The sequence below is a fragment of the Psychrobacter sp. TB15 genome, assembly GCF_000511655.1.
GTDB lineage: Bacteria > Pseudomonadota > Gammaproteobacteria > Pseudomonadales > Moraxellaceae > Psychrobacter > Psychrobacter submarinus.
This window is the reverse complement of the sequence record NZ_AYXN01000017.1, coordinates 18,680-37,086: the sequence shown is the minus strand read 5'-3', so window position 1 is coordinate 37,086 and position 18,407 is coordinate 18,680. Positions and strand designations below refer to the sequence as shown.

The following is an 18,407-nucleotide window of genomic DNA, read 5'->3' as shown; positions in this document are numbered from 1 at the left end:
TCACGCAATCCCCATTTGCCAATCCATCACCTCTGGCGGCACTCACAGCCACGCAAGCAACTGCGCTTGCGCAGCAAGACGCGCCCAATTCAGTATTGCAGGCTTCACCCGAGCTCGTCAATTATAACGGCACCGTCGCTTATGAGGTGCTATTAGACAGCGGCGCTACTTATATTGATGCCAGTGTCGGCACTGTACTGAATCCGGTTGCGACCAATGACTATCGTGCTGAGAGATTTGACGATGACGATTATGAAGATAAGCACCACGATGATGATAAACGTAAAGAGGATAAACATCGCAAAGCACACGATAAAAAATACTATAAAGAGAATGATCGCCTAATCGCCATGAGCTATCAGCAACATGATGAGGAGGAATACGATGACTAATACCAAATCACATTCGACACCAGCCGTCAAAAAAACGGCTAAAAAAGCAGATCCTTTTGCCGCTCTTAAAAGCAGCATTATGATGGTCTCGATTGCAGGTACTATGGCAGGATGGCTGGTACTACTCAATCAAGAACAAAAAACTGCCCCTGTGAGCACTGCCATTATAAGCACTGCTGTTGCTGAGTCTGATGAAAGGGCAGTCACGCCAACGCCCATCGCTGATATCAATCAATTGCGACAGGTCAATGCAGTCGCACCTGTTGAGGTAATAAGGGTTGTCGCTCGTACGCGATCTTCTCAATAAATAAGAAAAACCACAGATTATTTAGTTTGAATGTTTAGTCAAGGGAGGGCTTTGAATGCACACAAATATGTCCAATCAAACAACACCGCAACTGGCAACGATTAAACTGTTTGCCATGGGTTGTCACATTCAAATTAGCTTAAATACCACAAGACTGAGCGCGCAACCTTCACAAATGAGAATAGACCAACAAGTCGCTTTTTTGACAAACGATATTCAGCAGCGCTTAGCTGACTGGGAACATATCTTCAGTCGTTTTGATGACAGCAGTGAGCTTATGAGACTGAATAACCGTGGCGACCAATGGTCTGAGGTGAGTTCAGAATTATTTGAGGTGTTGCAGCGTGCCATTCACTTTGTCTCAAAGACTCAAGGCTTAGTAACACCAACGTTATTGCACCCTCTATGGGACGCAGGCTATAAGCATTCATTTGAGACCTTGCCCAAAATGTCTGTGCCATCATTACCTGTTACTAGCGTAAGCACCCCTACAAACGTGCAAGACACGACAAGTGCTAACCATGCCAATCAGCAGATAGAAGGTATTCAGCTTCGCCAGTTAGCTGACAGACAACATCAAGTATATCTGCCAGCTGGCATGGCACTGGATTTGAATGGATATGTCAAAGGGTGGTGCGCCATGCAGTTGGCGGAAAATATTAGCCGAGTTCATGACTGGCATATTCCCTGCTTAGTCGATATGGGTGGGGATATCGCGATTGGTGTTCCAAAAAACCCAACAGATAAACCGGTGTCTTGGGGAGTGGCTGTTGCCAAGCCGTATTTTGCCAATAGTGAGCACGTTCACAATGATGAAGATGTGGCGATCCTCAAGCTCAGCTCTGGGGCTGTCGCCACATCTGGGCAAGATTATCGTCGCTGGTTGCACGACGGCCGCTGGCAACATCATTTGATCCATCCGCATGACTTGCGTCCAGTAACAAGTGACGTCCTAACTGCAACGGTACTGGCGAAAGATGCGATGACGGCGGAGGTATACGCCAAATACTGCGTGCTTCTTGGTGTTAAAGCAGCCGTGGCGTGGCTCAACAAACACCATATTGCGGCGTTGTTAATAGATAGGGATAACAAAGTGATGGTGACTTCTGCCATGCGTCCAAACCTGCTTGCTAGTTAATTTATCACGCGACATGCGCTAGATATCAATACATTAAGTAAAGCCATTCATAGGAGCATAGTCATGCATACAGACCATCCTACCAGCAGTCATACTGCTTCCAATACTAATGTTCTCACTCAGGCTCTATGGGTTGGCTTAACGTTAAGCATTGCTATCGGAGTTGGTGGTTATGCGTCGTTAACTTGGGGAGAGACGGTATCTCAGCTACTGACCAGCACAGATAAACACTTTTGGTATTTATCACGGGCAAGCGGTGTTATCGCTTATACGTTATTTTGGTTGGCAGTCATTTTTGGCTTGTTGTTAAGCACTCGTTTAGGCAAGCGCTTTAATGCAGCGCGGGTATTTGTCTTACATCAGTATCTAAGCCTGATTGCCGTAGGCTTTGCCGCGTTTCATGCTGGTATCTTATTAGCAGATAATTTCTTAAATCTGAACTTATGGCAGGTGCTAATGCCTTTTGGTTTTCAGACTGAGCGTGTGGGCGTGGCCTTGGGGCAGTTGGGGTTTTGGTTCTTATTTATCTGTGCGTTTAGTTTTTATATTAAGCAGTATATTGGTCAATCAGCATGGCGCTGGCTACACTTTTTGACCTTTATGGCGTATATGTTCATCAGTATTCATGTGTTTATGGTGGGCTCAGACAGTCGCGCGCTGCCTTTGTTATTATTTTATGCCGGCAGTCAAACAATAGTCTTTTTACTAATAACCTATCGAATAATCGCTTTAAAGCAAGCAAGGTAACTATGTGGAAATTGGTGTGTCATTATAGGCTACACTGACATATTCTAATTTATGTCTAAATCGTTTGAGGGTATCTATGCTATGCATCATTCTATTCACGACGAAGCTCATCTAAGCAATCGCAATCATTGGCTTAGGGCAGCAGTACTTGGTGCCAATGATGGACTGATTTCAACCGCGAGTCTATTAGTCGGTGTCGCTGCAGCAAGTGCAAATAGTCAAACACTGCTATTGACAGGGATGGCCGCGTTAACCGCAGGTGCTCTATCGATGGCAGCTGGTGAGTATATTTCAGTATCGTCTCAAGCTGATACCGAAAAAGCGGATCTGGATAAAGAGTTGCATGAACTGACTCATAATGCTGAGCGCGAGCTATTTGAGCTCACCAAAATTTATGAGAAACGTGGACTGGATCATGTCTTAGCGCATCAAGTTGCCATAGCTTTGACTGAGCATGATGCACTAGAGGCGCATGCCCGAGATGAGATTGGTTTGACAGATCTGAGTCAAGCTAAGCCGATTCATGCGTCAGTTGCTTCTGGATTGTCATTCATTGCGGGCGCCATATTACCGATTATTGGTATTTTACTTTTGCCAGCACAAACACTGGTTTGGTCACTCGCGACTTTAACGATAGTAGGCTTAGCGCTACTTGGCATAATATCAGCGCGCTTGGGCGGTGCCCCTGTTATTCCTGCTACGTCTAGAGTTGTGATATGGGGTGTGCTCGCTATGGTCGCAACATCATTGATTGGTCGGTTGTTTGGGGTGGCAGCATTATAGGGGCCTCATAAAACTGGTCAGTAAATAAGGGTATACCCTAAATAGAACCATCTAATATTTTATGCATAGCTTAAGTATTATGACGTGTGATTATAGGTGTTAATAATAAATGTAGTTATCAACTTATCAAAGTATTAGACTCAATGTTTCTGCCTTCATAAATGGTTGCTTTTTTGAATAAGAAGCTGGCAAATGTACAAGTTGTTGTCAGTGACAGCAGCATTGATACCAGCGTATGGCTAAAAAAGTGATCGCCAAAACTCATTTTATACAGCCCCATCGTCCAGCCTAAAACAGTCACTACTGTAAATATCCTATAGCGATATTTGTGTAGACTAGGTAAAAAAGCCAGGCCATATAAAGAGAACCCTGCACTGGCATGGGCGGCTGGGAAGCATTTGGAATCGGTTTTAGCGGTTATGTTTTGCCAAATATTCAGATAAGGTAAGTCCCCACCAAACAGCGTTAAATGATTGGGGCAACTGACATGAGTGACACTCTTTAATAGGGCAACAGTAGAAGGTACGACGATAAGAATAATCAGTAGGTAGCTTATTTCACGTACTGAAAAGGGAACCATAAATTGATTGATACTTCTATTCTTGATGATAGAAACATTATTCGAAGGCTGTCTGTATTTAATAATTAACACAGTGATTAAGTAGAGGGCTAGCAAAATCAATAATGCTTTAGGAGCATCATAAAAGATGAAAGCATAAGGCTGTGCGCCCTTTTGTATAAGCCATTGCCCATTAGTATAAAAAAGCTCGCTGATGTGAATATCAAACTGGCTATGTTCAAAGATTAACGCTGTAATGATCGTTAAGCAAAGCAGCTTAAGCCACATCCAATCAGATGAGTTATTTTCCAATGCCATTGAAATACCTTTCAATATATTAATTTGCAAAACCTCAAGTGCTATTCGCTATAAGACGTTAAATAATGCCATCAGCCATAAAACAAACAATAGCAATAACGCCAAAAACTGAGCAGCAGAACCGACATCTTTAGCTATTTTAGCGAGCGGATGTTGTTCTGTAGAAGTATGGTCAACGCAGGCTTCGATACCTGTATTGAATAGCTCGACGATAAGCGATAGAAACGAAACTATTAACAGCAGCATTTTTATATAGATAGCAAAAGGCATAAATATTAAAACGATAAGTAGTAAAAAGTTAAGCCAAATAACTTGCCTAAAGGCCGCTTCATATTTATAAGCCGCTTTAAAACCATCTATCGAGTAGCCCGTCGCTTTTAAAATACGAGACAGCCCCTTTTTACCTTTAACTTCACTCGCAAAGCTATCAGCTACCAGTAGAGAGCCAGTTGTTTCTTTAAGTTTATAATCAAAATCTGCGGCTTCATTATCGAGAATAGTAGGTTTGCGAGTACTCATGTTGATTGCTTAATAGTCATTAAAGTTAGAGGGTATGGCAAGCTTTGGGAATAAAATAAAAAGTGCAATCACCGATATAATTCTTGTTGTAATGATCCCAGTGTAGGAGGGCACTGGTTAGCACTTAGGTATCATTATAAGATTGGTATCGTTAAGAAAGCGTTAAGATAAAACCCTGAAATTAAATTTATACCGTTGCTTAAGTAGGGCAATTGCGGGTTTTAGACTTTTGATATAGCGTCTTTACTAAGCTTAATACCTAAATACTGGACAAACCAAAAAGCAGTAACTAACACCTGTGCTATTGAGGTGTCGGCTACTGCTTTGACTAAAGCTATATAATTGGGCTTATCGTTCGATAGCCTTAACGATAATAAATACTAAAGCTGCTGCCCCCAGTTTTATTGGCTTGATGGGTTAATTCCCAATCCATATGCGTCATAATACGCTGCACGATACTAAGTCCTAAGCCCGACCCTTCAACCTTATTACTAAATGCCTTATCTGTGCTCGAATTGTCATCCGTTTTGCCATCCGTATTGCTATGCTCTAAACGCTCAAAGCGCTCATACAGCAGCGGCATCATACTCTCAGGAATACCAAGACCCGTATCAGTAACGACTATTTTGTCACTATCGATAGTTATGATGACTTCGCCATCATCTGTGTATTGAAAGGCATTTTTAATGAGGTTACCTAGCGCCATTTTTAGCAGTTCAGGACGCACGTTTGTAAAATACACTTGTTCAGCGATTATTGTACAAGTGACTGACTTATATTTGAGTAGATAGTTTAAGCGCTGCGCCTCATTTATAGCAATACTATTAATAGAGGTTTGCGGGGCATCCAGTTTTTCAGGGGCACGAGAGAGTAGTAATAAGGCGCTGATAATCTCAGTGGTCTCCTTTGCAGTCGTGTTGATACGGTTAGTAAATTCGCTTAAATAGCTGTCGTGCGCTAATTGGGAGGCTAATACCTCGGATGCGCCCATTATTATGGTTAAAGGGGTACGCAATTCATGGCTGACATCGCCTGTGAATAATTGCTCACGCTTTAGATACTGCTCAAGGTTATTATTTTTCTCATCAATCGCTTGTGCTAACACCCCAACTTCTGAGGGTAGGTGGGTTAATTCGGTTAAATTTTGATTATCGGTCTCTACCGCTTTTTTTAGATCTAATAAAGGCTTGATGATTTGCTTAGAGGATAAATAAGAGAATAGCGCAGCGATTAGTAAGCTCAAAAGGACCGCAATTTTTAGTGCATCAGCAAATATATCTTCTAGATTCTCAAAGATTGCTAAAACAGGATAATTCTCCATCGCCATTTCAGACCCTTCTAAGTAGGTCAAAATATAGTTTTGCTCATTTTGTGGATAAGCAAAAAAATGCAGATTAGTTTCAGTTTTACCCGCTTTATTATTTACGGTTACTCGCATTTCTTGAACGGTTCCGTTGGCTATTGTTTTTAAATTCTCAGGCGCACTATCATAACGATAAATTTTAATACCCGGATTTGCTGTATAAACAGCCTGTTCACCATATTTTTCTTGACTGATTTGTAGCTGCTGTAAAAGTCGCCCTTTCACTAAGTCCTGTTCAATTCGCATCTCAGCATACATAAAAATGCTGACGAAAGCCGTGCAAAGCAATAAAGCGAATACAAAATAGGAGATTCGAAACTTATTGGCGATTGAGTCTATAGTGAACATGGCAGACGCTTATTTAGTGTAAGGCAATAGATAGCGTAAGAAAAAATATAGATATGACTGCTTATAATAGACTCTAATCTGTAAATCGTATTGTGAAATTTTAGACTTTATCAGGGTTGATAATCTGATAGCCAACGCCCGCTATGGTCATGATCATCGGCTCAATAAACGGTTTATCAACTTGAGCGCGCACACTATGCATATGCGTACGTAAAGCATCGCTGTGAGGTATATCTTCACCCCATAATTTTTCCTCAAGCTCATTCTTATTGACGACTCGAGGTGCGGCGCTCATCAGGGTATTCAGTATTTTAAACCCTGTTGGCGTGAGCTTGAGTGATTTACCCTCACGAGTAACCGTGTGCTCATCGGTATTTAAAGACAGTTTGCCAACGGTAATATTATGTTGAAAATGATCGTCTTGATGCCGACGAATCAAAGCTTTAATACGGGATTCTAATTCGACGAGCGAAAAAGGCTTGACCAAATAATCATCAGCGCCACTATCAAAACCTGTGACTTTATCCAGAATCGTATCACGTGCCGTCAGCATGAGCACAGGTGTTTTATTATGCAATTCCTCTCGAAGCGCCTTGCACAATTTGGTGCCATCCATGCCAGGCAACATCACATCTAGTAAGATAACGTCATAACGATTATTTGAAGCTAGCGTTAAGCCACTAATGCCATTATGAGCATTGTCTAACTCAAAGCCTTTAGTCTCAAAAAAAGCGTAAATGTTGGCGACGATATCGGGATTGTCTTCAATAATAAGTATTTTATACATAATGGCTACTACTCTATAAAAAGCGTGAGGCGGATAAAAAATAATTTAATGGGTATACTGGAAAAAAGTAGGTTTTGATAGCATCTCGTCGGTGGTAATACCGAAAAATTGAAGTAAAGTTGGGGTAATAAAATCGTGTGATACTGGCTTATCAAGCATAAGGCTGTTTTTATCAATACTATTATTAGTAGGCGACCAAATAATGACAGGCACCTGCTTTTGCGCAGCGGGTGCTATAGAGTAAGGCAGGCCGTGCAAGTAGATATTATTCTCACCTAAACTCTCACCATGATCGCTAATATATACCATTACCACATCATAATCGGGCTCGTAAGTTTTTAGCGTATCAATCACGTTATTCAAGAAGTAATCGGTATAACGAATCGCATTGTCATAGCCGTTAATAACTGATTGGTCATCGCACTTGGATAGCTCATTGGTCATACAGACGGGTTTATATTCTTCAAAAGCCTTAGGATAACGCTTGTAGTAAGCGGGACCATGATTGCCCATTTGATGTAATAAAATCAGTGTATCTTTAGCAGAAGCGCCTGTTTTTACAAGCTTATCAAAACCATCAAGCATACCGATATCGCGACATTCATCATCGCAATTTGGATTGATATCGCTCGTTTTGTAGTCTTCAAAAGTCACTCGATCCGCCACGCCTTTAGAGCTTGAATTATTATCGCGCCAAATAACGTTTACGCCTTGTTTATTGAGCGTATCTAGCACGTTTTCATTATAGTCTGCTTCATCCGGATTATAGTCTGAACGATTAGCATAACTGAACATACAAGGCACTGAGTAAGCTGTAGAAGTACCGCAAGAGGTGGCATTTTTGAAGCTATAAATATTAGATTGCTTGGCAAGTAGTGGCATCGTATCGCGCTTATAACCATTTAAGCTAATATGGTCAGCGCGCACTGTTTCACCAACGACAAATACCATGAGTTTTGGTTTTGCTGTACTACCATTAGCAGCGTTACGTTTGGCATCAGTTGCGTGCAGTATCATCGTATCAGGACGGCGTAGCTCATCAATATAATCAGTACCGAGTTTGATGACTGAATAAATAGGAGTAATAGGATTGGTATAACTACGCACCATTTTATGCTGACGAAAAAAGGTGGCGTATTGATCACCAAAGGGCAATAAGCAAACGCCTACTAAGGCAATAGCCGCTATCAAAGTAGCTGTCTTTTGTAGTATCGAGCGTCGTAAGGAAGTAGGTTTTATTTTTAATTTGCTAATAATAACAGCAGGTACAACACCTAATATTAGCAGCCGAATAAAAAAGCTTAGCGACATCAGTTCCATCGCTTCTGCTTGATCAGTCTGTAAGCTATTAATTAGCATATTAGTATCAAATATGGTGCCGTAAGCATCGGTAAAATACCCGCACACAGCTGCTATCAGCACTAAAGCAATCAGCACTGGTTTGGCAATGGGTCGATAGCATAGCAACTGAACGATTAGCCACATCAAGCTAAATAATAAGCCTGAGAGAGACACTATAAAGCCAATGTTTGTGCTAAGTGGATAAACACTTAACACTTGCGTAAAAAAGCCAATATTGGCAGTAGCTATTAAATAAAGCACGACAATGATAATCAGAAAGCTAAGATTAATCTTGCGATCAAAAATTTTGCTTGCAAAGCTTTTTTTCGTATTAGCTTGATTACTAATAGTGCTAAGTGCTTGAGAGGGTAACATAAACGGGATTCTCAACAGGATCGTAAGGAATATGATTCCTTACGATAGCAAGTAGCCTGTTAAGAAGACGTTAAGGGGATTGAATAGGAGTTTGTGTTTTAGTGCTACTATTGAAATTTTTCAGGTATGTAGGATCAAAACCCCATTATTAACCACATCACCTAAGAAGAGTGAGTTTGAAAAACGTTATTATGATCTTTTAACCCTGTCAGGCAGCGATGCCTGACTCAAGTAAATCAACCTTCGATATAGTCGGGGCGTTTTACTGCCATGTACACTGACCTGCTATAAATAATGTAGGCTATTGTTATCACTAGCCTACACCCTAAGATTCAAGTCCTCACTAGGGTACCGAATCAGTGAAAGTACCTAATTGGTTCCTTATGGGTATACCCCAACAGAACCAGCTATTTCACCCCAAAAACCTATTAACATACTACTTAAAACAGACTGGTACAATGGAACCACTTATAACAGACCATTGAACGATTAATATCTATCAACACCTACAAAACTAGCTTAAAGAAATAAAACCCAAGCGCGGTTGCCAGCAGTGTCAATCCAACGTGCAGACCGATCAATCCTAGCCCTGCCAATACTTTACCCGCACTAATAAAAGTAAATACCTCAGCACTAAAGGTACTAAAGGTCGTCAATCCACCCAAAAACCCAGTAATCACAAACAGTCTGATATTAGGCGATAAATCGCTACCCATACGCTCAAACCAGACGAGCGCAAGGCCAATCAGCAGGCCGCCCAAGACATTTGCGCCAAGCGTACCAAGCGGTATCCAGTGATGCAGTGGATTAAAGCGCGCTAAATAGCCACGTAAACACGCGCCTAATGCTGCTCCTAAGCCTATTGCTAGCCACTGCATAGATTATCCTTAATTTATATGGCTTTTGAACGTTATACTGCAGGCAACAGTGCTGGTAATTCTGTCAACGGCCAACGCGGGATACAGCTCACTGCCAGATCATCCGTTTGTCCAGCGTTTAGGCGCTCAAATCCAGCATAAGCAATCATTGCGCCATTATCTGTACAAAGTGCTGGCGGTGCGTAATGTACAGTCGCATTAATTTTCGTCAGCTCAGTCTCTAGCGTCTCGCGCAGATGTGTGTTGGCACTGACGCCGCCCGCGATAACGAGTCTGGTCATATTCGCTTGTTTAAGCGCTTTGACGCATTTTTTTACTAGCGTATCGACCATCGCGTGTTGGAAGCTTGCGGCAATATCGGCGCGTACTTGCGGATCGCTATCAGCGCTATTGCCTGAGCCACCGGACTGCGGGGTATCTTTAATCAGATTATGCACTGCTGTTTTCATACCACTAAACGAAAAATCAAGACCGCGATGCAGCATTGGCCGTGGTAGCTCATAGGCGTTTGGGTTACCCATTTCGGCAAGCTTGGCAATATTTGGACCACCAGGATAAGGCAAGCCTAACATCTTAGCGGCTTTATCAAAGCACTCCCCTGCCGCATCATCGATGGACTCGCCTAGTATCTCATACTCGCCGATGCCTTTAGCCGCGATCAGCTGGGTATGGCCACCTGAGACGAGCAAAGAGACAAACGGAAACGGCGGCGGATTAGCGCCCATCAAAGGCGCAAGCAGATGACCTTCCATATGGTGCACGCCGATAGCCGGAATACCTAAGCCAAACGCCAAGCTACGACCAAACAGCGCGCCCGTCATCAGCGCACCGATAAGGCCTGGGCCTTTGGTATAGGCGATAGCATCAATGTCGTTTTTACTCATATCACACTGCGCTAGCAGCTCATCGAGTAGTGGCACTAATTTGCGAATATGGTCGCGACTCGCCAGCTCAGGCACCACGCCGCCATAGACAGCATGCAGCTCAATTTGTGAGTACAATACTTGCCCAACTAGGCCCTTATTAGCGCTGTTAATCTGCTCGCTATCAAAGATCGCCAGACCCGTCTCGTCACAAGAAGTCTCTAACCCTAATACTTTCATGCTATCGCCTTTATCTTACTATCTTTATCTTACTATGGGGTCGCTGCGTTATTACCCTGTATGTGCTAATAACAGACCCTAACCCTAAAGCCAAAAAGCCGCCATTGTTAGCACACAATGACGGCTCGTTTAACAAATTTCAAGAGCGAATAACGACTATCAGCTGGCTTCGGCAATCATATATTCAACAGCAGCTTTGATTTGATCTTCGGTCACGCCATTATAAGCCTGCGCTGGCATTTGATTAAAGCCTTCCGCTGAATGAGTGGTCAGAGTCTCTACGCCTTTTTCGATACGCGGTGCCCAAGCCTCAGCGTCACCGAATTTTGGTGCATTGAGCAAGCCGGTAGCGTGACAGGCCATGCATTGCTTGTTATAGAGCTCAGCGCCAACGTTGACGGCTAAATCCTCAGAGGCTGCAGGCTCTTCTACCGCTGCCACCTCAGCTTCAGCATCACCAGCATCAACTTCTGCCGTCTCAGTCGTCTCGACAACCATAGGCTCAGTTTCTGCAAACTCCATATCTTCTGCTTCAGGAGCATTGGCACGAGCAATCTCAGCAGCCTGCTCGGCTCGCTCTGGCGCTGTTACTGCTTCATGACCATCGCTACAAGCGCTAAGACTAACGCCCAAGCTGACCACTAGAGTCGTCCACAATGCTGTGTTTAGTGCCGTTTTTCTCATTCCAACATCCTCACTAAAATTGATATAAAAACCGATAAAGCTTACTGAATTGTTGCAATTATCATAGCATAAATTCGGTTAAAGCCGTTATCGTCATAAGGTTTTTTATCGGCATTTTTGTGACTTAGTGAGTATTACTTTATAAGGCAAATAAGAAACTTTATAAGATAAATAACCAAATTAGACGGTATTGATCTGTAAATACTTCAGGTAACGTAACTCTAGGTGCTCTAATAACGCAGAATTTGTCTTTTTATAATCAGTCGCTGAGTGACGATAAGCACACCAAAAGCCTTGACTTTATTGATGATTTTAGGTAGAATTACCGCCCTTGTACTTCTGTGCAAACTTATCCTAGTTTGAGCTGATGCGCGAATTTTGAGATATTAGCGCTAAATACTAATACACAGCCAAACTAATGCCTTTGTATCTCATCCCTATAAGGAGTCTTCATGCCTGCAGTTAAGGTCAAAGAAAACGAACCCGTTGATATCGCTATCCGTCGTTTTAAACGTGCTTGCGAAAAAGCTGGCGTATTGTCAGATGTACGTAAGCGTGAGTTTTATGAAAAGCCAACGCAAGAGCGCAAGCGCAAAAAAGCCGCTGCGGTAAAGCGTTATAAGAAAAAGCTGCAACGCGACACTATTCGTACCACGCGTATGTACTAATTGCTAGCTATCAGTTAGCCGTACATCAGTAGTCGTACATCAGCGCCACTGTTATCAATAGATATCAGTGGCGTTTTTTGTGCTACACTTTTTATTATTCATCTTATTACCTATCGAAATTTATATTACAACACCAAAAAGCACCCTATAAACAAGGATTAGCCACCATTATGAGCTCTATTAAGCAAAAGCTAGCAGATACTATTGTCACCTCTATGAAAGCCCGCGAGCTTGAGCGCGTCAAAGTCATGCGCAATGTACAATCTGTCGTCAAGCAAATCGAAATCGACCGTAAAGTGGAGCTAGATGATGCGGGCGTTCTAGAGATACTACAAAAGCAGCTCAAACAGCGTCAAGAGTCATTGGCTATTTTTACCGCGAATGGCCGTGATGACTTGGCGAGTAAAGAGCAGTTCGAGATTGACATTATCAATGAGTTTATGCCAAAACAGATGGATGATGACGAGCTTGCCGCCTTAGTCAACCAAGAGATTAGCGATCAAGGCGCTACCTCCATGCGCGATATGGGGAGCGTCATGGGCGCTATGAAAACCAAAACCGCAGGCCGCGCCGATCCCGCGGTTATCTCAAGACTGGTCAAAGAAGCGCTGCAAGGCTAGACCTGCACCGATTGCACGCGCTCGGTTTATAGCGAACTTCGTCCCTCCTAACCGCCTAAGGCTTAAAGTCTTGGGCGGTTTTTACTTCGCTGATTTCTTTTTTGATACTGGCTAATAACGGACTACGACCAGAAGAGTTTGGCATTTTCTCAGCCAGTTGCTTAGCTTGCGTCAAAGACGTCAATGCCGAATCATAACGTCCATTCCAGAGCTGATCATGACTGCGGTAGCGCAGAGCATTAATCGTCGCAATCGCTTTGATAGCCGCTGAGCTTGAGGTTTTAGCGAGTTTTTCGTTAGCCAATTGCAAGCTTTGCCAAGCATAGCGGTCACTGGCTTGCTCTTGGGTTAACGGCTTAAGTAGAGCTTGCGCTTGTAGTGGCTGATTATTACTGGTGAGGGCTTCTGCTAAGTATAGCCGCAAATCACGGCGCTCCGGATAAAGGCGCTGCTGCGCGCTTAAAACTTCTACGGCTCGCTGCCATTTGTTTTGTTCACTGAGCACTTGGCTATAGGTGATAGATAATAATGGCTCTAGTATCTGCAGCTGACTTGCTGGTAGCGCTGACAGCTCCTTCATTAGCTGCTCGGCATCATCGAAACGTTGCTGCTGACTGTACCAGTACATCAAGGCAAGCTTAGCGCCAGGACTGCTGACCACGGCGGTAGTCAGCGCCGTTTCTGAGGTATGCTGGCCCATGACTTGCACGCGCCAATATAACAAATCAAACAACGCTTGATGGCGCTGCTGCTGCGTCAAAGATAAAGGCGCATACTGCTGAGCACGGGCTTGCGACTCGCTTAAGCGCTCATTACTCAAAGGATGTGAGCGCACAAAGCTTGGTAAATAGCGGTTTTCGACTTGATTGAGCTGACTCTTTTGGTTCATCGTCGCAAAAAATCTCGGCATAGCGCGTGGATCGTAGCCTGCCTGCGTCATGATCTGCATGCCCACCCGGTCCGCTTCGCGCTCATTACTACGGCTAAAGGCCATGCTGCTATTCATAGTCGCCGTCTGCGAGCCCATCATCACTGCTGCTGCCGCATCGCCATCGACTGCGGAGGCAGCTATCGCCGCGAGCATACCGCCGATTTGCATCAGTAGCGCTTTTTTGCGCGCGTCTGCACCGCTCTCATAATGGCGCTGACTGATATGCGCCACTTCGTGAGCAACGACGCTTGCCAATTCGTCCATACTATCCGCCGCGAGTATAGTACCGGTATTAATACCGATAACCCCGCCGGGTGCGGCAAAGGCATTGATACTTGGGTTATCAATAATCACTAAAGCCAACGGCGCTTGCTGACGAGCTTGAGCGTTGAGTCGCCAAGTCATCGCCTTCATCGTCTCTTGAATCCAAGGGTCGTGCTCCATCTTGGCCTGGCCATTGATGTTTTGTAGCGACCATTCACCAATGCGCTTATTTTGATATTGATCAGCAAAGCTCAGCGCCTGCCCTTGCAAATTGGGCAAATCAAGCTCATCGGACGGCTGCTGCCAAGGGCTAAAAGCTGAGGTGGACACTGTTGGCGTGGCAAGCGGCTCAAGGCGACTTAGCGTTACGCTCGCCCCATAACTGACACTACTGAGCAGCAGTGCCAGCACGAGTACACTTGGCGTTGATGGTCGATAAATAAACTTCAAATGAGTATCCTATTATTTAAGCAACACAGGCAAATACCGAACGCTGATATAGTTGAATCACTTTAAAACCGATGCAGTGCAGCTGGGATTCATCTTGTCAATGAGAGCTGCGCAACATCGAAACAGCGTAGACACAGCACGCAAGGAAAATGAATACCAGTTGCACGTTAATATTTAGCGTATCGACTTTATTTCGCACTGACTATAGTAGGGTTCTTGGCTGTTTTGACTATATAAGCTTGAGGGTATAACGTCAATTGTTGGCTCAGACTGACTACTAATATCTCAGCAAGCGTCACGGTTAAGTAACATTATTGTGCCATGCTAAAACATCAAACACTGTGATGATAATATTCAACTGCTCTTCTAGCCTAGCAGTTTGTTATAATAAGCATTTATCGTTCAAGGTTTGATTTATGTCAGCTGCGTCTAAAACTACGGTATCTGCCCCTTATTTTATAACGCTCTCATCGAGCTTGTCTGCCAATGAGCAGCAAGTTATCGCTGATTTGTTAGCGCTATTACCGGCTTCTTATATCAGCGAGATAAGGTCACACTTGGATAATAAAACGAGAATAGAAGCGGACTCTGCCCTTCTCATAAAAGGTTACGTTGATGGTCGCGGTTTGGCTTGTCCGATGCCATTATTAAAGACAAAAGTGGCTTTGCGTGATGTCGCTATCGGTGAGTCTTTATATGTTGTTGCCACTGATCCCAACTCGCAAGCAGACATCACTGCCTTTTGTCGGCAATCGCAAACGGCTAATACAGAGACGCTCCAGCTGTTAGTTAATACGGTAACCGATAGCCGCAATGATGAAGCGGTTACTGCTACTGATGAAGCTAGGCATAACAAAGCCGCGCAGCAAGCCGATACAATATTTCACTTCATCATTACCAAAACCGATAGCAACTAACGACAGCTATCCTTTACAATTACTATAATTATTCTACTTTGCATACTTGTTTATTTATTTGCCTATTTACTTGATTAAGGTCAAAGATATGACTACTTCTTCCACTGATTCTGCGACAAAAAAATCGTCACCACCAAAAAAACCTCGCAGTAATGATAAAGTGACTACTGAGCAAAATGCTGCTCGCACAGCAGCGTTAGAAGCGGCAGCAAAACGACCGCCGTACGACGCTAGTGCCTTAGAAAAAACCAGCACTCGCGATTTAGTACCGGCCATGCCGACTCACTTGACGGCTCCTGGGGTAAACCTAGGCGCTTATATTAATACTGTGCACCAAATTCCTATTTTGACCCCAACGCAAGAACAAGAGCTTGCACACCGCTACTATGATGAAGGTGATGTCGAAGCCGCGCGGTTACTCGTGATGTCGCATCTGCGCTTTGTGATACATATCGCGCGTAGCTACTCAGGCTATGGTTTGCCGCAAGCGGATCTGATTCAAGAAGGCAATCTGGGCTTGATGAAAGCGGTCAAGCGCTTCGATCCGAATAAGGGCGTGCGCTTAGTCTCTTTTGCCGTGCATTGGATCAAAGCTGAGATTCACGAGTTTGTGATTCGTAACTGGCGCATTGTCAAAGTGGCGACCACCAAAGCGCATCGTAAGTTATTTTTTAACCTACGTAGCCTAAAAAAGACCAACAATCAGCTGACTTTAGAAGAGGCAGATGCGATTGCGAACGATCTCAACGTCACTCGCAAGCAAGTGCTAGAGATGGAGTCGCGCCTGACCTCTTATGACGCCTCTTTTGAGACCCAATCGAGCGATGATGACGACGGGCGTTACGCGCCGCAGCTGTTCTTAGAGGACGGTATAGATCCAGCTGAGATGGTAGAAGAGTCTGATTGGGAAGCCAATAATTCATCCGCGTTGATTGAAGCAATGGGGACGCTAGATGATCGCTCTCGTGATATCGTTGAGCAGCGCTGGCTTACTGAGCAAAAATCCACCTTGCACGAATTGGCGGCGGTCTACTCTATATCGGCTGAGCGTGTGCGTCAGATCGAAAAGAACGCGATGGACAAAATCCGTGAGGCCATGACTATTGAGAGTGTGATTTTGCCTGACGATATTCAATAATGATTGTGTTTATACAGTGATGATTGTACGAGTGGCTTGATTTTATTATATAGTTAATCCACGTTAAAAACGATACAGTGCGGTTGGGATGAATTTTTTGCAGCCTCTGTCCGCAACGACACAGCACGTCAGGAAAATTTATATCAACTGCACGAATATATTAGCGTATCGGTTTTATTTAGAACTGACTATAGGTACAGCTATTTTTATAAAAATTAAGAGTTTATAAATGATCAATTGGATAGGTATTGCTGCCGTTAATATGGCTATCGCGGTTGCTCTAGGCGCGTTTGGCGCTCATGGACTCAAAAACTTGGTTGATGAGCAGCAGCTTGCTTGGTGGCATACCGCGACACTTTATTTGTTTATTCATGCGCTCGGACTGCTATTGGTTGGCATATTACTGCGCCTTAATTATGCCACTCAAGCGACGGCGTGGTTGTTACAGCTCGGAGTAATAGTATTTGCTGGTAGTCTCTACGCTATGACCTTAGGCGCACCGCGTTGGTTTGGCGCTATTACCCCGATCGGCGGAGTGCTGATGATAGCAGGTTGGTTGTGGCTTGCCATAACAGCTTTTCGTCTCGGCAAACCACTTTAATCATAGATTCGATATTAAATAAAATGGATACGTTAGATAACTAGGGAGCCCACTTTATGAGTACCATCACTGTCAACGGTAAGACCTTACAGACTACGCATCAAACCGTGCAGTTAGTAGTGAATGAGCTTGGCTTAAGTCAAGGGCGCTATGCGGTAGAAGTCGATGGAGACCTAGTGCCTAAAAGCGAGTTGGCACAAATGCGCGTGGTGGAAGGAATGACTATCGAAGTGGTACAAGCGGTCGGTGGTGGCTAAAATTCTTTATGTCCATAGATAGAGCTAAATGCCTATAAATCAAACTGGTAATTTTTAAACCTAAAAGACCTCAATCGTTTCATCGGTTGAGGTCTTTTTTGGGTTTTACGTTGATTAGCGCTACTGATTTTGCGCTACAAATTTAGTGAATTATCATCTTCTCTCTATTCTTCTTATTGGCTTTCCTTATTGTCAATATTGTTAACATTGTGAATGTTGTCACGCTAAATACAGCTGATTGACTGGCTCGGTATAGGCATAGCTAAGTTTTGGTATTATGTTTATTATCAGCTATGCGTACCACCAAACCAGTCAAAGCGTTTATGCTTGTACTATAAACCTATCTCAATAGGTAAGCTCATGGCTACATCGCTGAGGCAGCATCAGCAGCTTCGCTATTGTTATAGCTGTTGTCACGTCCAGTCGCGCGAGTCTTTTTGTCTTGTTGGCGGGTCTTATATTTACGTACTTGCCGCTCAAGCTTATCTGACATCTCGTTGATGGCTTTATACATGTCGTCATCTTGCGCCTGTACGAACATCTCTTGACCTGAGACTCGCATGATAGCTTCGGCTTTGTGGCTCTTTTTGCCGCCATCACTAGCGCCGCTATTGTCTAAAGACAAAATCACCTGAATGCTCTGAATCTGATCGAAATGACGCTCAATTTTTTCTAATTTTTCGCGGACTGCGGTATTCATGGCATCGGTAACACTGATATGGTGACCACTAATAGATACGTTCATATACTTGTCCTTATATTTATTACCACTTATAGTGAACTGATAGTACGGTAAACTAACCGGTATCAGCTGGAGCCATCGAACTGTCAAAAACTGATGTTAAAAGCTAATCTTAAAGAGCAATGACGATATAACCAATAGTGCATTCTATATAAAGTGTCGCTTTTTCAAATCTCC

At 43.6% G+C, this 18,407-nt stretch carries 21 protein-coding genes; 10 read left to right on the top strand and 11 right to left on the bottom strand.

Going from position 1 to position 18,407, the window contains the following annotated elements:
• Positions 1 to 152: 152 nt before the first annotated feature.
• On the bottom strand, positions 153 to 299 hold the full coding sequence (locus W234_RS14935; RefSeq protein ID WP_372862388.1) for a pilus assembly protein TadG-related protein: 147 nt from the start codon (positions 297 to 299) through the stop codon (positions 153 to 155).
• A gap of 85 nt (positions 300 to 384) precedes the next feature.
• Here W234_RS14935 and W234_RS0104175 point away from each other — a divergent pair, with 85 nt between their 5' ends.
• From W234_RS0104175 to W234_RS0104160, 4 genes are all read left to right on the top strand, one after another.
• Positions 385 to 699, top strand: coding sequence for a hypothetical protein (locus W234_RS0104175; RefSeq protein ID WP_020444569.1), 315 nt, complete (start codon positions 385 to 387; stop codon positions 697 to 699).
• Between the two features lie 67 nt (positions 700 to 766).
• Positions 767 to 1,837 (top strand): FAD:protein FMN transferase, encoded by a 1,071-nt coding sequence (locus tag W234_RS0104170; protein ID WP_227501911.1) that lies wholly within the window; start codon positions 767 to 769, stop codon positions 1,835 to 1,837.
• A gap of 63 nt (positions 1,838 to 1,900) precedes the next feature.
• A complete protein-coding gene (locus W234_RS0104165) occupies positions 1,901 to 2,584 on the top strand; it encodes a hypothetical protein (protein WP_011959976.1) in 684 nt (227 codons plus the stop codon).
• Positions 2,585 to 2,665: 81 nt separating this feature from the next.
• The gene (locus W234_RS0104160; protein WP_011959977.1) at positions 2,666 to 3,367 is read left to right on the top strand and encodes a VIT family protein; all 702 of its coding nucleotides are present in this window, start codon (positions 2,666 to 2,668) and stop codon (positions 3,365 to 3,367) included.
• A gap of 118 nt (positions 3,368 to 3,485) precedes the next feature.
• On the opposite strand, the gene W234_RS0104155 is transcribed toward W234_RS0104160, so the two are convergent.
• The 8 genes from W234_RS0104155 to W234_RS0104120 all read right to left on the bottom strand — a co-directional run bounded on the left by W234_RS0104155 (position 3,486) and on the right by W234_RS0104120 (position 11,642).
• Complete coding sequence (locus tag W234_RS0104155) at positions 3,486 to 4,244, bottom strand: PAP2 family lipid A phosphatase (RefSeq protein WP_037058916.1); 759 nt, start codon at positions 4,242 to 4,244, stop codon at positions 3,486 to 3,488.
• A 48-nt stretch (positions 4,245 to 4,292) separates the two neighbouring features.
• Positions 4,293 to 4,763: a diacylglycerol kinase gene (locus W234_RS0104150; protein ID WP_025645042.1), complete on the bottom strand. Its 471-nt coding sequence runs from the start codon at positions 4,761 to 4,763 to the stop codon at positions 4,293 to 4,295.
• Positions 4,764 to 5,127: 364 nt separating this feature from the next.
• Positions 5,128 to 6,474, bottom strand: coding sequence for a sensor histidine kinase (locus tag W234_RS0104145; RefSeq protein ID WP_025645040.1), 1,347 nt, complete (start codon positions 6,472 to 6,474; stop codon positions 5,128 to 5,130).
• A gap of 100 nt (positions 6,475 to 6,574) precedes the next feature.
• Entirely contained in the window at positions 6,575 to 7,261 is a 687-nt protein-coding gene (locus W234_RS0104140) for a response regulator transcription factor (RefSeq protein WP_025645038.1), read from the bottom strand.
• 45 nt (positions 7,262 to 7,306) lie between these two features.
• On the bottom strand, positions 7,307 to 8,977 hold the full coding sequence (locus W234_RS0104135; RefSeq protein WP_037058915.1) for a phosphoethanolamine transferase: 1,671 nt from the start codon (positions 8,975 to 8,977) through the stop codon (positions 7,307 to 7,309).
• A 506-nt stretch (positions 8,978 to 9,483) separates the two neighbouring features.
• Positions 9,484 to 9,855 carry a CrcB family protein gene (locus W234_RS0104130; protein WP_025645034.1) on the bottom strand — a complete coding sequence of 124 codons (372 nt, stop codon included), beginning with the start codon at positions 9,853 to 9,855 and terminating at the stop codon, positions 9,484 to 9,486.
• Positions 9,856 to 9,887: 32 nt separating this feature from the next.
• Entirely contained in the window at positions 9,888 to 10,958 is a 1,071-nt protein-coding gene (tsaD, locus tag W234_RS0104125; protein ID WP_025645025.1) for a tRNA (adenosine(37)-N6)-threonylcarbamoyltransferase complex transferase subunit TsaD, read from the bottom strand.
• A gap of 159 nt (positions 10,959 to 11,117) precedes the next feature.
• A complete protein-coding gene (locus tag W234_RS0104120; protein ID WP_025645023.1) occupies positions 11,118 to 11,642 on the bottom strand; it encodes a c-type cytochrome in 525 nt (174 codons plus the stop codon).
• 452 nt (positions 11,643 to 12,094) lie between these two features.
• Between W234_RS0104120 and rpsU the strand changes: the two genes are divergently transcribed.
• On the top strand, positions 12,095 to 12,310 hold the full coding sequence (rpsU, locus tag W234_RS0104115) for a 30S ribosomal protein S21 (RefSeq protein ID WP_025645021.1): 216 nt from the start codon (positions 12,095 to 12,097) through the stop codon (positions 12,308 to 12,310).
• A gap of 170 nt (positions 12,311 to 12,480) precedes the next feature.
• Complete coding sequence (locus W234_RS0104110) at positions 12,481 to 12,930, top strand: GatB/YqeY domain-containing protein (protein ID WP_025645019.1); 450 nt, start codon at positions 12,481 to 12,483, stop codon at positions 12,928 to 12,930.
• A gap of 55 nt (positions 12,931 to 12,985) precedes the next feature.
• Here the strand turns inward: W234_RS0104110 and W234_RS13640 are convergent, their stop codons facing one another.
• Positions 12,986 to 14,575, bottom strand: coding sequence for a M48 family metalloprotease (locus tag W234_RS13640; RefSeq protein WP_037058912.1), 1,590 nt, complete (start codon positions 14,573 to 14,575; stop codon positions 12,986 to 12,988).
• Positions 14,576 to 14,991: 416 nt separating this feature from the next.
• Here W234_RS13640 and W234_RS0104100 point away from each other — a divergent pair, with 416 nt between their 5' ends.
• The 4 genes from W234_RS0104100 (at position 14,992) to thiS (ending at position 17,488) form a co-directional block, all read left to right on the top strand.
• Positions 14,992 to 15,492, top strand: coding sequence for a sulfurtransferase TusA family protein (locus W234_RS0104100; RefSeq protein WP_025645017.1), 501 nt, complete (start codon positions 14,992 to 14,994; stop codon positions 15,490 to 15,492).
• A 274-nt stretch (positions 15,493 to 15,766) separates the two neighbouring features.
• On the top strand, positions 15,767 to 16,630 hold the full coding sequence (gene rpoH, locus W234_RS0104095; RefSeq protein ID WP_037058941.1) for an RNA polymerase sigma factor RpoH: 864 nt from the start codon (positions 15,767 to 15,769) through the stop codon (positions 16,628 to 16,630).
• 229 nt (positions 16,631 to 16,859) lie between these two features.
• A complete protein-coding gene (locus W234_RS0104090) occupies positions 16,860 to 17,231 on the top strand; it encodes a DUF423 domain-containing protein (protein WP_025645013.1) in 372 nt (123 codons plus the stop codon).
• 56 nt (positions 17,232 to 17,287) lie between these two features.
• Positions 17,288 to 17,488, top strand: coding sequence for a sulfur carrier protein ThiS (gene thiS, locus W234_RS0104085; RefSeq protein ID WP_025645011.1), 201 nt, complete (start codon positions 17,288 to 17,290; stop codon positions 17,486 to 17,488).
• Between the two features lie 364 nt (positions 17,489 to 17,852).
• Here the strand turns inward: thiS and hpf are convergent, their stop codons facing one another.
• A complete protein-coding gene (gene hpf, locus W234_RS0104080; RefSeq protein ID WP_025645009.1) occupies positions 17,853 to 18,233 on the bottom strand; it encodes a ribosome hibernation-promoting factor, HPF/YfiA family in 381 nt (126 codons plus the stop codon).
• Positions 18,234 to 18,407: the final 174 nt, after the last annotated feature.

Coding starts and splice junctions, on each gene's coding strand:
- W234_RS14935 (WP_372862388.1), bottom strand. CDS start 299: ATGTTTATCCTCTTTACGTTTATCATCATCGTGGTGCTTATCTTCATA.
- W234_RS0104175 (WP_020444569.1), top strand. CDS start 385: ATGACTAATACCAAATCACATTCGACACCAGCCGTCAAAAAAACGGCT.
- W234_RS0104170 (WP_227501911.1), top strand. CDS start 767: ATGTCCAATCAAACAACACCGCAACTGGCAACGATTAAACTGTTTGCC.
- W234_RS0104165 (WP_011959976.1), top strand. CDS start 1,901: ATGCATACAGACCATCCTACCAGCAGTCATACTGCTTCCAATACTAAT.
- W234_RS0104160 (WP_011959977.1), top strand. CDS start 2,666: ATGCATCATTCTATTCACGACGAAGCTCATCTAAGCAATCGCAATCAT.
- W234_RS0104155 (WP_037058916.1), bottom strand. CDS start 4,244: ATGGCATTGGAAAATAACTCATCTGATTGGATGTGGCTTAAGCTGCTT.
- W234_RS0104150 (WP_025645042.1), bottom strand. CDS start 4,763: ATGAGTACTCGCAAACCTACTATTCTCGATAATGAAGCCGCAGATTTT.
- W234_RS0104145 (WP_025645040.1), bottom strand. CDS start 6,474: ATGTTCACTATAGACTCAATCGCCAATAAGTTTCGAATCTCCTATTTT.
- W234_RS0104140 (WP_025645038.1), bottom strand. CDS start 7,261: ATGTATAAAATACTTATTATTGAAGACAATCCCGATATCGTCGCCAAC.
- W234_RS0104135 (WP_037058915.1), bottom strand. CDS start 8,977: ATGTTACCCTCTCAAGCACTTAGCACTATTAGTAATCAAGCTAATACG.
- W234_RS0104130 (WP_025645034.1), bottom strand. CDS start 9,855: ATGCAGTGGCTAGCAATAGGCTTAGGAGCAGCATTAGGCGCGTGTTTA.
- tsaD (WP_025645025.1), bottom strand. CDS start 10,958: ATGAAAGTATTAGGGTTAGAGACTTCTTGTGACGAGACGGGTCTGGCG.
- W234_RS0104120 (WP_025645023.1), bottom strand. CDS start 11,642: ATGAGAAAAACGGCACTAAACACAGCATTGTGGACGACTCTAGTGGTC.
- rpsU (WP_025645021.1), top strand. CDS start 12,095: ATGCCTGCAGTTAAGGTCAAAGAAAACGAACCCGTTGATATCGCTATC.
- W234_RS0104110 (WP_025645019.1), top strand. CDS start 12,481: ATGAGCTCTATTAAGCAAAAGCTAGCAGATACTATTGTCACCTCTATG.
- W234_RS0104100 (WP_025645017.1), top strand. CDS start 14,992: ATGTCAGCTGCGTCTAAAACTACGGTATCTGCCCCTTATTTTATAACG.
- rpoH (WP_037058941.1), top strand. CDS start 15,767: ATGCCGACTCACTTGACGGCTCCTGGGGTAAACCTAGGCGCTTATATT.
- W234_RS0104090 (WP_025645013.1), top strand. CDS start 16,860: ATGATCAATTGGATAGGTATTGCTGCCGTTAATATGGCTATCGCGGTT.
- thiS (WP_025645011.1), top strand. CDS start 17,288: ATGAGTACCATCACTGTCAACGGTAAGACCTTACAGACTACGCATCAA.
- hpf (WP_025645009.1), bottom strand. CDS start 18,233: ATGAACGTATCTATTAGTGGTCACCATATCAGTGTTACCGATGCCATG.